General features: G+C 47.1%; 10 protein-coding genes and 1 pseudogene. 6 read left to right on the top strand and 5 right to left on the bottom strand.

Going from position 1 to position 12502, the window contains the following annotated elements:
- Positions 1 to 230: 230 nt before the first annotated feature.
- The 4 genes from nuoH (at position 231) to nuoK (ending at position 3010) form a co-directional block, all read left to right on the top strand.
- Positions 231 to 1349 carry an NADH-quinone oxidoreductase subunit NuoH gene (gene nuoH, locus IQ260_RS02800; RefSeq protein ID WP_193990653.1) on the top strand — a complete coding sequence of 373 codons (1119 nt, stop codon included), beginning with the start codon at positions 231 to 233 and terminating at the stop codon, positions 1347 to 1349.
- Positions 1350 to 1353: 4 nt separating this feature from the next.
- The gene (gene ndhI / locus IQ260_RS02795) at positions 1354 to 1971 is read left to right on the top strand and encodes an NAD(P)H-quinone oxidoreductase subunit I (RefSeq protein WP_193990651.1); all 618 of its coding nucleotides are present in this window, start codon (positions 1354 to 1356) and stop codon (positions 1969 to 1971) included.
- Positions 1972 to 2047: 76 nt separating this feature from the next.
- The gene (locus tag IQ260_RS02790) at positions 2048 to 2656 is read left to right on the top strand and encodes an NADH-quinone oxidoreductase subunit J (protein WP_193990649.1); all 609 of its coding nucleotides are present in this window, start codon (positions 2048 to 2050) and stop codon (positions 2654 to 2656) included.
- A gap of 48 nt (positions 2657 to 2704) precedes the next feature.
- Positions 2705 to 3010, top strand: coding sequence for an NADH-quinone oxidoreductase subunit NuoK (gene nuoK / locus IQ260_RS02785; RefSeq protein ID WP_006517218.1), 306 nt, complete (start codon positions 2705 to 2707; stop codon positions 3008 to 3010).
- Positions 3011 to 3102: 92 nt separating this feature from the next.
- Here the strand turns inward: nuoK and IQ260_RS02780 are convergent, their stop codons facing one another.
- Together IQ260_RS02780 and polA are read right to left on the bottom strand one after the other, a co-directional pair.
- Positions 3103 to 3450 carry a c-type cytochrome gene (locus tag IQ260_RS02780; RefSeq protein ID WP_193990646.1) on the bottom strand — a complete coding sequence of 116 codons (348 nt, stop codon included), beginning with the start codon at positions 3448 to 3450 and terminating at the stop codon, positions 3103 to 3105.
- A 219-nt stretch (positions 3451 to 3669) separates the two neighbouring features.
- Positions 3670 to 6561: a DNA polymerase I gene (polA, locus tag IQ260_RS02775; RefSeq protein ID WP_228015437.1), complete on the bottom strand. Its 2892-nt coding sequence runs from the start codon at positions 6559 to 6561 to the stop codon at positions 3670 to 3672.
- Positions 6562 to 6777: 216 nt separating this feature from the next.
- Between polA and amt the strand changes: the two genes are divergently transcribed.
- Together amt and IQ260_RS02765 are read left to right on the top strand one after the other, a co-directional pair.
- Positions 6778 to 9435: an ammonium transporter gene (gene amt, locus IQ260_RS02770; protein WP_193990645.1), complete on the top strand. Its 2658-nt coding sequence runs from the start codon at positions 6778 to 6780 to the stop codon at positions 9433 to 9435.
- Between the two features lie 94 nt (positions 9436 to 9529).
- Complete coding sequence (locus tag IQ260_RS02765; protein ID WP_193990643.1) at positions 9530 to 9949, top strand: pepsin/retropepsin-like aspartic protease family protein; 420 nt, start codon at positions 9530 to 9532, stop codon at positions 9947 to 9949.
- A 67-nt stretch (positions 9950 to 10016) separates the two neighbouring features.
- Here IQ260_RS02765 and IQ260_RS02760 read toward each other — a convergent pair whose 3' ends face one another.
- From IQ260_RS02760 to IQ260_RS31390, 3 genes and pseudogenes are all read right to left on the bottom strand, one after another.
- Positions 10017 to 10577 carry a RipA family octameric membrane protein gene (locus IQ260_RS02760; protein ID WP_193990641.1) on the bottom strand — a complete coding sequence of 187 codons (561 nt, stop codon included), beginning with the start codon at positions 10575 to 10577 and terminating at the stop codon, positions 10017 to 10019.
- Between the two features lie 5 nt (positions 10578 to 10582).
- A complete protein-coding gene (locus tag IQ260_RS02755) occupies positions 10583 to 12169 on the bottom strand; it encodes a poly-gamma-glutamate hydrolase family protein (RefSeq protein ID WP_265579498.1) in 1587 nt (528 codons plus the stop codon).
- 9 nt (positions 12170 to 12178) lie between these two features.
- A pseudogene (locus IQ260_RS31390) lies at positions 12179 to 12367 on the bottom strand (effector-associated domain EAD1-containing protein); the annotation flags it as partial.
- Positions 12368 to 12502: the final 135 nt, after the last annotated feature.

The following is a 12502-nucleotide window of genomic DNA, read 5'->3' as shown; positions in this document are numbered from 1 at the left end:
GTCAATACTGAAAAATCCAACGACACTAACAACAGTGACGATTTTCAGGAACTCCAGCCCCCCTTGATGCATATCAGGGGGGGTTTTTATCTGTCTTACTGTTTCTCTATGGCCATAAGCAGCAATTCCTATTGTTACTCCTAGGTATTTCGCCGTTGAAGACATATTAAGCGTTAGAATCATTAGGGAAATTGGCCCATGGGCTCCCGATCCTTCTATATACGCTAGGTATGAGTTCTGGAATCGACCTGCAAGAGAGCTTTATTCAAATCTTGGTTTCATTGGGGTTACCCCCCTCCTTAGCAAAATTGGTTTGGATGCCGCTACCAATGCTGCTAATACTGATAGCCGCTACAGTCAGTATTTTTATTGCCGTTTGGTTAGAGCGAAAAATATCAGCCGCCGCTCAGCAGCGCATTGGTCCTGAATACATTGGTCCACTGGGAGCCCTGCAGGCAACCGCTGACGGCATCAAGCTGATTTTCAAAGAAGACATTAACCCAGCCCAAGCAGACCCTATCCTGTTTACGTTAGGGCCTGCATTGGTCGTGATTCCAGTATTTGTGTCTTACCTAGTGGTGCCCTTTGGGCAAAACATGGTGATTACCGACTTAGGCATCGGTATTTTCCTGTGGATTGCGCTTTCGAGCGTTACACCCATCGGCTTACTGATGGCCGGCTACTCATCCAATAATAAGTACTCGTTGCTGGGGGGGCTGCGCGCCACAGCCCAGTCCATCAGCTATGAAATTCCACTGGCATTGGCTGTGCTGGCCATTGTGATGATGTCCAACAGTCTCAGTACCGTCGATATTGTCAATCAGCAAGCCGGTTATGGCATCCTCAGCTGGAATATCTGGCGGCAGCCCGTTGGATTTGTCCTTTTCTGGATTGCAGCCTTGGCAGAGTGCGAACGCTTACCGTTTGACTTGCCAGAAGCTGAGGAAGAGATCGTTGCTGGATACCAAACTGAATATACCGGCATGAAGTTCGGTCTATTCTATGTGGGCTCCTACGTTAACTTGGTGTTGTCAGCCATGTTGGTGTCGGTGCTATATCTGGGAGGCTGGAGTTTTCCCATACCGATTGGGGTGATTACTGATGGCCTAGGCATTAGTGAAACGACTCCTTGGCTGCAGGTCATTACGGCAGGCTTGGGGATTGTGATGACCCTAATCAAAGCTTATCTTCTAGTCTTTCTGGCTGTACTGATACGCTGGACTGTACCCCGTGTGCGGATTGACCAGCTGCTTGATTTGGGCTGGAAGTTTTTATTGCCAGTCGCCTTGGTTAATCTACTGCTCACAGCGGCACTCAAGCTCGCATTTCCATTTGCGTTTGGAGGGTAAAACAATGCTCAACTTTTTAAAGCAGGTTGGTGACTACGCCAAAGAAACCGTCCAAGCCGCCAAATATATTGGACAGGGCCTGTCGGTTACCTTTGATCACATGCAACGCCGTCCTGTCACCGTTCAATATCCCTACGAAAAGCTGATTCCATCAGAGCGTTATCGGGGTCGGATTCACTTTGAGTTCGATAAGTGTATTGCCTGCGAAGTCTGTGTCCGGGTCTGCCCCATTAATCTTCCAGTCGTGGACTGGACGTTTGATAAAGCCAGTAAGAAAAAGACATTAGACCACTACAGCATTGACTTTGGCGTCTGTATTTTTTGTGGCAACTGTGTAGAGTACTGCCCGACCAACTGTCTCTCCATGACCGAAGAGTATGAGTTGGCTGCCTACGATCGCCATGAACTCAATTACGATAATGTCGCCCTGGGTCGTTTACCCTACAAGGTCACTGATGATCCGATGGTGACTCCCCTGCGTGAGCTGGCTTACCTGCCTAAAGGGGTGATGGATCCCCATGATCTGCCCGAAGGATCCCGTCGCGCTGGTAAACTACCCCAAGAAATCTTGGCAGAACTGGAAGCTTCTAAACCCAAGTCCACAGAGTCAACCAGCGATTGACCTGGGTAAAGCGGCTAGTTTGAAAACGTGTCAAAGGCCATCCAATTCCACAACAGTCTACAAAATCGGAGTAGCGGTGAACTTAGCAGAAGGCGTACAACTTGTTTCGACAGGCATCCTAGGTGTTTTTATGTTATCGGCGGCGCTAGGAGTCGTGCTGCTCTCTAATATTGTCTACTCGGCTTTTTTGCTGGGGATGGTATTTATCAGCATCTCAGGTCTTTATATTTTGCTTAATGCAGGCTTTGTTGCGGCTGCTCAGGTCCTGGTCTATGTGGGAGCCGTTAATATTTTGATCCTGTTCGGTATCATGCTGGTGAATAAACGGGAAGATTTTAAGCCCGTATCCAATGCATGGATTGGTAAGGCTGCCACCGGGGCTGTCTGTCTGGGCCTATTTGCTTTGCTGAGTTCGATGGTCCTAGTCACGCCATGGCAGTTGTCATCTGCGGCGGCCGCTGGTGAAGCTGCTATCGAGATTATTGGTCAGCACTTCTTTAGCGACTTTTTACTGCCCTTTGAGCTAGCCTCGGTGCTACTGCTGATGGCTTTAGTGGGGGCCATTATCCTAGCTCGTCGTGAATATGTGCCGGATGAAGAGCCAGCTGACGAACAAAAGGTTCTGACATTAAGAGAGCGGCCTCGTGAGCTAGTTCCTGCTGGTAGCGATCCTCAAGACAGTTAGCAACAATAATTCCTGCGTCAAGTTATCTAAGAAACCGTTGAGTCAACTATGCAACTAGAATACTTTTTGATTCTTGCCGCTGCGCTTTTTTGCGTAGGTATTTACGGTCTTGTGACTAGCCGTAATGTGATTCGGGTGCTGATGTCCATTGAGCTGATGCTAAATGCCGTCAATCTAAATTTGATGGCATTTTCTAATTATTTAGATCCCGCAGAAATTAAGGGCCAAGTGTTTGCCGTTTTTGTGATTACGATTGCAGCGGCTGAAGCGGCTGTTGGTTTGGCAATTGTACTGTCGATCTACCGCAACCGTGACACCGTGGATATGGAGCAGTTTAACTTGCTGAAGTGGTAAAATCCCCCTGCCTTGAGATCAAAAAGCGCCTCGATCATGCATGATCGAGGCGCTTTGATTATTTATCGCTGATTTAGTCAGTCTTCATTTCCTTACTCTGGCCAACCACTTTCAGATTGATCTTTTACATAGGCTGCAACGTTGACAATGTCCTTGTTACTGAGTTGCCCTTGAAACGCGGGCATTGCTCCTCTACCATTGGCTACCTGGTAAACAATGGCCTCAACATTATGCTCTGTGCCGTAGTTAAATAAATACTGTTCCAGTGCTTCCTGTTTTAAGGTCTGAGACGATACTACCGCGTTGTCACCGCCCAGATGGCAGGTGGCGCAGTTATTGTCAAAGACTCGTTTCCCTGCTGCTATATCGCCTGCATAGGCTGGCATCGCAAGCATCACACTGGCAAACAGTACCAGAACTGTGGTCAAAATAGTTTTCATTTTGGTTACTTCTCTCAACGAACTAGAGCGCTTTGGTCAGGGATAGGCTCACTAATACCAATGCTTACTAACATTCATAATAAATAGGCGTGTGGCCACCACCAAAGACAGCGGGCAGATCTTACGTTTTTGTAATGTCGGTTGTTTAGATGAACGCTGTGCTAACCATCCTGTAAGGGGCAGGGTGGTATTGCTTTTAGTCTGGCGGTTGAGCGGCGATTATTTTGCATCCATCCAGTTTTTCCCGGCGTTGATTTCAACTTTTAGAGGGACCGACAGCTTCACCACGGATTCCATAGTATCGGTAATCTTTTGCTCTAGTTCGGGCCATTCCTCGGGGGGAATCTCAAAAATAAGTTCGTCATGGACCTGAAGCAGCAGCCTGGCTTGATAGTCCTTGAGCAATTTATGGAGCTGGATCATCGCGATTTTGATGATGTCAGCACTGGAGCCCTGGATGGGGGCATTCGCGGCTGCCCTGAGTAGGCCAGCGTCATAGCCACCGGGTTTGAGTTTATCCAGCTGAATCTCATCCGGTGCCTTACCTTTGAGTGGTCTCAAACTGTTGCTGGAAAAGTTGAAATAACGTCGCCGTCCCAGGATAGTTTCCACATAGCCATGGGCGATGGCTTCTCGCTGCATCTGCTGCAAATACTCAAATACTCGGGAGTAACGTTCGTTAAATTTATCGATAAAGGACTTGGCTTCCGTACGGCTAACTCCCATTTCCCGAGCAAAGCGCACCGCTCCCATGCCATAGATAACGCCAAAGTTGATGATTTTACCCATGCGGCGTTCGTCTGAGGAAATCTCGTCTTTATCTAGCAGCAGCTGGGCAGTTAGGCTGTGGACATCCTGACCGGTGCGATAGGCATCTACGAGTACGGATTCGCCACTGAGGTGGGTGAGAATGCGCAGCTCGATTTGGGAGTAGTCGGCGGCGGCCAACAGCCAGCCCTCTTGGGGCAGAAAGGCCTGACGAATTTGGCGGCTAAAGGCGGTGCGCACCGGAATATTTTGCAGGTTAGGGTTGGAAGAGGAGAGACGCCCTGTGGCAGTTACCGCCTGGTTAAAGTCGGTATGGACTCGGCCCGTGTCAGCCCGTACTAGCTTAGGCAGGGCATCTACATAGGTGGATTTCAGCTTAGATAGGATGCGATGGCTGACAATGCAGTCTATGACAGGATGGTCGCCTTGCAGTTTTTCCAGGGTGGTGGCATCGGTGGAGTAGCCGGTTTTGGTTTTGCGAGTTTTCTTTTTGTTTAACCCTAAGGTTTCAAACAGTAAAACACTCAGCTGTTTAGGGGAGCTGAGGTTAAACTCTTCTCCGGCAAAGTCGTAGGCTTGAATTTGCAGCTCGTAGAGATCGGTTTCTAGCCGTTCTGAGAACTGTTTGAGATAGGCTTCGTCAATGCGAATGCCGGTGGACTCCATGTCGGCTAGGACGGCTTCAAGGGGGACTTCAATATCGCGGAAGAGCGTTGCGATCGCATCCACCTGACTCAGCTCTGTTTGCAAAATCGGCACCAGTCGATAGGTGGTATGCACATCCCCACCGCAGTAAACGGCTACTTGATCAATGGCAATATCCGCAATGGTTTTACCCTTGGGCACCAAATCGCTGTAGCTCTGGGCCGCCAGATTTAAATAGCGCAGCGACAGATCCGTTAGATTATGGCTGCTTTCAGGATTGAGTACATAGCTCGCCAGCATGGTGTCAAAGACCACGCCGATTAGCTCAATGCCCTGGCATTTCAGAACGGCTCGGTCATACTTGGCATTTTGCAGCGATTTCGGATAGTCCGCACTTTCTAAAATGGGCTTGAGCGCACTTAAGACATCCGCTAAAGGCAGCTGTCCTCCCTCTTTATGTCCAACCGGAATATACGCCAGGTCTTCTGGCCCATCGCCCCAGCAGCAGCCGATGCCCACCAGGTCCGCATCCATCGGCTCGACGGATGTGGTTTCCGTATCCCAGGCCACCGGTTGGCTCGTCTGGGTTTTGAGCTTGGCTACTAGTGTTTTGAGCTGCCCAGCGGTGGTGATAATCAGCGGCTGAATTGCGACGTCTTCAACTGCGATCGCAGCATCCGTTTCCTCAGCCGTAAAAAAGGCTGTTTCCTCATCTTCAAACAATTTAGCCGACGCAGAAGAACTCTTTGGCGCTGCTGTTGCCTCACCGCCAAAGGCGACCTGCAGTTTACTGAGTCGGTTAATAAAATGCTGAAACTCTAGGTTTTTCAGCAGCGGAATCACCGCTCCCTCATCAAACCCCTCAAGTTTGCAATCAGCCAGCTCAACATCCATGTCAATATCAGTGACGATGGTGGCTAAATACTTAGACTTGTCCGCATCATCCTTGCCGGTCTCCAGCTTTTTTTTGACCGCCCCTTTCATCTCCGGCAGGGCTGCATACACACCGTCGAGATTCTTGTATTCCAGCAGCAGCTTCACAGCCGTTTTTTTACCGATGCCTCTGACCCCAGGAATGTTGTCCGATGTATCACCACACAGCGCTTTGTAGTCGATCACCTGATCGGGGGTGATGCCCAGCTTTTCGGCCACCTCTTGAATGCCATATTCCTTAGCCAGACCGTTGGTGCGACCAAAAGTACTGCCCAGATGCAGTACCTTGATGTGCTCGTTATCATCAATCAGCTGAAATAGATCTTGGTCGCCGCTGAGGATGCGGACCGCGTAGCCTTCCTTTTCGGCTTTGACGGCTAGGGTACCGATGACGTCGTCGGCTTCAAACCCCGGTTCTGTCAGAATGGGTAGCTTAAACCCTGCTAAAAGCTTTTTGAGGTTTTCTACATCCTCAATGAAGTCTTCCGGTGTTTCGGGTCGCCCTTCTTTGTAACTTTCTGCGGCTTCGTGGCGAAAGGTGGGCTGGGCCAGATCAAAGGCGACGGCTGCATAGTCGGGCTTTTCGACGACCATCATGTCGCTCATGGACTTGAGAAAGCCAAAGCACACACTGGTGGGAATTCCCTTAGATGTGCGCAGTCCGCCGTCCCGGCTTTTGGCGTGGGCGTAGTAGGAACGAAACGCCAGGGAATGGCCGTCAATGATTAGCAGGGTGGGTCTGTCAGAACTCAAATCAGAACTCAAAGTAAGATTGCGATCGCAGCTTCTCAATTATGCGGTAGTTTGGCCGTATGGATAGGCCGTCCGTAAGATGGCCTTGAGATAGCCTTTGCAGCTTAGATATGGCAGATATGGCACATATGGCAGATATGGTATGACTAAATTCATGAAACTTGGTCATAATTCCCGATATGCCTGTTTCTACGGGGAATGCTGTGGTACGCGTATCCCTTCGTGGCCATGACATCAGTATCAGATGCACTATGGGTGGTGGTGAGTGCCAGTCTAGTGTTGTTAATGCAGGCCGGTTTTTTGTGTGTAGAGGCTGGCTTCACCCGGCGCAAAAACAATATTAACGTTGCAGTTAAAAATATTACAGACTTGGGCCTGTCACTCATCATGTTTTGGGCCTTTGGTTATGGCCTCATGTTTGGCATGTCCGCTGGTGGTTTTGGGGGGAGCAGTCAATTTTTTCCTGAGTTTAGTCAACCTGAGAGTTGGCCAGTCATCTTTTTTTTCTTCCAGGCAATATTTTGTAGCACTTCCGTCACCATTGTGTCTGGCGCGGTGGCGGAGCGCATGACGTTCAGAGGATATCTATGGGTTGCCCTGTTAGTCTCTGGGTTTATCTATCCGGTGTTTGGTCATTGGGCCTGGAATGGGCTTGATCAAGGCTTAAAGACAGGGTGGCTTGGGCAACAAGGGTTTATTGATTTTGCGGGTTCCACCGTGGTTCACAGTGTTGGGGGGTGGGTATCCCTGGCGGCTGTACTCGTCATTGGGCCTCGTCTAGGACGTTTTTCTCGACAAGACTTTACGCAGCAATCATCCAGTTCAGATATTCCTTTGGCCTTTTTAGGGACGCTGCTGCTGTGGTCTGGCTGGTTAGGCTTCAACGGCGGCAATACCTTTGCCTTTAATGATCAAGTCCCCAAAATCTTAGTGAATACCCTCTTCTCGGGAGCGGCAGGCTTAACAGCTCCCCTCCTCTTGATGTTAGGGAGTCGACACCACAAGGTGCCCTTCAAATTGGTGATGAATGGTGTGCTAGCCGGTCTTGTCGCAAGTACGGCTAATTGTCATGCCGTATCGTTATCCAGTGCATTGGTGATTGGTGGTGTGGGTGGCCTTGTGATGATGGGGGGTAACGCTTTATTAGAAAAATTGCACATTGACGATGTCGTTGGAGCCATCTCGGTACATTTAGGCCCAGGTATCTGGGGCACCATGGCTGTGGCCTTATTTGGTGATTTAGAGCGTTTAGGCACAGGCCTGAGCCGTTGGGCACAGTTGACAGTACAGCTGTCGGGAGTCTTGGCGTGTGGTGTGTGGGTCTTTACCACCGCTTTACTGGGGCTGTTAGCGCTCAACCGCTGGGTTCCCCTACGGGTATCCCGGAAGCAGGAATATCTCGGGCTAAATGTATCAGAGCACGGTGTGAGCAATGAGCTTCATCACTTATTTAGCACTATGCAAGCCCATGCTAAAACGGGTAACTTGGCGCATCGAGCGGATGTTGGCGCACTGACAGAAGTAGGTCAAATCAGCCGTTGGTATAACCAGGTTGTTGCTGCTTTAGAACGGTCTATTGCTAAAACTAATGCGATTATTATTACGGCTGTGGACGGCATTATGACAGTTGATCCTCAGACGTTAATCATCCAGAGTACCAATCCAGCTGTAGAAATGATTTTTGGGTACCCATGGTTGAATGTCATTGGTCAACCTCTGACCACCTTAGTCAGTACAGATTTTGCCCAGACTCAGGATGCTGCTTTTCAATCCTTGCAGAGGTTTTTGGAGCAAGGATGTCGTACGGGGGAAGTCTATAGTGCTTTGGGCGTACACCAGGGGGGGCGACAGTTTCCCATTGAGATCTCGGCGACGGCTTCCCAGCTGAGGTCTGAACGATTTTTGACCATTATGCTGAGGGACATTACCGACCGTAAAACTGCTGAGGCAGCGCTGATTTCGTCTGAGCTGGAGGCCCGCAAAACGGCAGGACAGCTCAGACAGGCTATGGATGAGCTAAAACGGGCTCAAACCCAGCTACTGCAAAGCGAAAAAATGGCTAGCTTAGGTCAGTTGGTGGCTGGCATTGCCCATGAAGTCAATAATCCCTTGGGATTTATCTATGGCAATCTTGAACATGCGAAACAATATACTGAAGAGTTACTCCAGCTGATGACCTACTACCAGGCGCAATCTATACAGTTGTTGCCTGATGCGCAAACAGACTTTGATCAGACCGATATCGAGTTTGTTAAAAAAGACTTTCCGCAGTTAATCAGTTCAATGCAAACGGGGGCTGATCGTATTCGAGATATTGTTGAGTCTTTGAGAAACTTTGCCCGTTACGATGAATCAGATGTGAAAGTTGTGAATCTGCACGAGGGGCTAGACAATACCTTGATGGTGCTTTCCCATCGATTCAAGGCGACAGCTCAACGCCCGGAAATTAGGTTGCACAAGATATACGGTAGTTTGCCAAGGATTGAGTGCTACGCAGGAGCATTAAATCAGGTATTTTTAAACATTTTGACCAATGCGATTGATGCCTTAGATACTCACCCGTCAGGAGAAATTGTGATTGTTACTGAGGTGCAACCAGAGCATGTTTCGGTGACTGTTTCTGATAACGGTGGGGGCGTTCCCAAAGCGCTGCTGCAACAAATTTTTGATCCATTTTTTACAACTAAGCCAGTCGGTGCGGCAAAGGGGATGGGCTTAGCTATCAGTCATCAGATTGTTGTTGATAAGCATGGTGGAGAACTGCAGTGTCATTCTGTACTGGGGCAGGGAACAGAATTTAAGATTGTTTTACCCAAAGAGTTGAAGTTGCGATCGCGTTCGTCAGCTGTTGCAAAGAGATCCACATCTCAACCATTGGTCGAGTGAGTCTAGTGTGAATTGAGTGCCCTTGATGGGTATTCTCTAGAGACAGATTTATCAAAATTGATAGATACAATAGGCAATAGACCGAGGATCTTCTATGGGCAAGGTTACAGTCGATCTAACCGTTACCAACCATATCGATCAGATTCTGGCGGAACGAGGATTCATTGACGCCGACCAGGTGCGTTCAATGACGTTAACCGATGTGCTCGTGGATACGGGAGCCAGTCGGCTTTGCCTACCTGCGGACGTGGTTCGACAGTTGGGGCTGCCTCTTGAGGGGCAGGTAGATGCCCGAATTGCTGTCGGGGTTCAATCTTTGCGAGTGTTTAAGGAAGTTAACTTAGCAACCTGTGGGCGCAAAGGCACTTTTAACTGCGTCGAATTACCTGAGGGCGAAATGCCATTGCTCGGCTTGATTCCGTTAGAAGATTTAGGATTACAGCCGGATTTACAAAATCAGCAGATTAAGGTGTTGCCGCAAACAGGCAAGGATACTTACCTGATGGTTTTGTAGGCCTCGTATTCAAATCTCAAATGATCTTCTAATAGATATTTAGCGGAGCAATTTTCTGAAGATAGGCTTAGAAAATTAGATTGTAAATAGCCCACAGAATCACTGCTATATACAGGTATATAAATACCCAGGTGACTCTAGATTCGACTTTAGACATGGGCTGATATTTTCGTGGATCTTTACCTTCGCCCAACGCAATCCATTCCCCTAGAAATAAGGCGGCAGGAAGCTTTCTTTCTAGGGCGTGGATGACTTCAAATTTAGCTGCATTCATTAGTCCATATGACCGGCTTAATTTGAGCCAGATTGTGGATAATAAAATACCTGAAATAGAGATACCTAATAAAGAAAATGAGCGACTATTTGTGCCTTCAAGACCCAGTTGCTCATTTGCGAATCCAGATAATGTAATTAAAAATGTATTGGCTGCTAGGAAAAAGCTATTGACAGTCTGACGGCGGGCTACAACTTTTTCCATTGTTTCTACATAGAGCTTGTACTGCTCTAGCAAAATATTCAACGGAATATTTCTATCTGTAGTACTGTCTTCAAAGTTAAATAGCGTATATTCCAACTTATCCATTTGCTGATTTCTGCCCTTATTGTTGCGAACTGATTCTTCTCTCATTAACTTCAATCAGCAGAAAAATTGTGCTTAAGAAAATGAATCAGAAAAGTTGCAGAGGCGCTACAAGCGTATTCCCGGAAATGTCCATCTCTTCGCTTTGAACCTGCAAAGTCCGATACAGACTTAACAAAAATCATTTTAGTGATATTCCCAGTCCAGGCTGCCTCTGCAACAGCATAACCTTCCATATCGTAGGCAGCAACATAATGTTGACGTTGCTCCTCTCTCATCTTTCTGAAAAAGTTTTCTTCTTCAACTAAATCAACCCCAGTTCCAACAGGTCTAATAAAAACCCTGGGATATGAACGTTCCTGCCTTAGAATGTCTGCAATACTATTCCTTTCTAGAGCTAGCTCTCTCTTAATTACATTTCTACCCTCTTGTTTTAATCTTAGTTGACTTTCCTCCCAAGCAACCCACTTGTCACTTTTTAGATAATTCACCACTGCTCTGTAGTTAGGGCATCGCTTATCTCTGTCTGGATGATTAGCTGGATGAGGGTTTTCTTGAGCATTTTTTTCATGCATTAGGAGCGTATGTAAAAGCCAATAGCTCTGATATTTATACCCAATCGGACGCGTCATACACAAATTAGACTGCCATTCAAGATAATCGTTTTCCGTATCATAAACTTTTATCTTTCTTAGCCAAGAACTGGTGAGATTATATGTTTTGTTATCGCCAAATCGCCTCACATGAAAAAGCTTTTCGGCAACGATTATATCCCCTAAATATACTTGTTCTTGATCGCCTGCACAAATACCAACTATAGCTACACACTTGGGCTTAAGCTGCTTAATGAATATTGATGCATAGATGGCAGCCTGGTTCATCCCCTGATCTAGGGTGTCTAATGAAGCGACCTTAATGCGTTCTCCACTTTCACAAGTAAAATACCGGCAATAATATGTGTCATCATCAAGCTGTTTACACTCCCACTGTCTTGAAGCTTCATATTGAGATTCTTTATAGGAATCTATACATTTAAAGAGGGCGTCTTGCTCACCTGGTGCAGATGTAATGACTAGAACATCAACTGTAGATGAAGGTTTATCAACTCGTCGTAGAGGTTCATCAAATTCATGTTCTAGAGGCCTATTTAAAGCTCTAACTAACTGTTCAAAGATGTCATCTTCTGTTGGTAGACGATCGCGCAGACCACGACTCAGCTCTATCTGAACTCCTTGGCCAGACTTTCCACGATTACAAATATTATTTGGATCTAAGCCCCTGTGACCTTCCGGCGCTGTTTCAGATACCTGAAATCCTGCAGATAATAACTGCTGCCTCATATTTTTCTGTAGAACTTTATCTAACCCACCTAGCCGAATAAAAGAGTCTTCACCTTTGCAACCATTAATCGATATTACCGTATCGACTTTACCAGCAAGTTCTAAAGCATGCGGCTCATCGAACAAGTGACTAGGCACATAGAGAGGATAATTATAACCAGGCTTCAGTCCTTCAAAGGTATAAAAACTATGCTTCTCCCCGGCTAAAACCTCAGCAACCTCCGTCGTCTCTGGCTGAATTTTGCCTCCGTGGATTGCAAAAATAGCATATTGAAAAGAAGAGGCTTTTTTCCTCCTCAAAGCATCAACAAATTCGCTTAACTGACGGTTATATGGATACTCCTGATATAAGGCTTGAATCAAATCATCTGTCAAGCCTTGCGCTTCTACAAATCTAATAAGTGAGAAAGTAATTTGATTAAATGCTTGTCTTCTAGACACAATACTTTGAAGATCGAAAGTCAATCGTTCAGATATAAAAATCTCTAAATCGGTAACATCTGAAAAATAGTCCGGACAGAAAAGCGAGAGAAATAGCCAGAAAAGCTATTCAGGCACTAAGGTTTTGTTAACAGACAAACCCACCTGAATAGCCATGACATGCATCATACCGGGTCTACTACGAAAAGTGGG

This window comes from Leptolyngbya cf. ectocarpi LEGE 11479 (assembly GCF_015207065.1).
GTDB classification, from domain to species: domain Bacteria; phylum Cyanobacteriota; class Cyanobacteriia; order Phormidesmidales; family Phormidesmidaceae; genus Leptothoe; species Leptothoe ectocarpi.
Note: the sequence above shows the minus strand (reverse complement) of the source record. Positions and strands in the feature narration are given on the sequence as shown.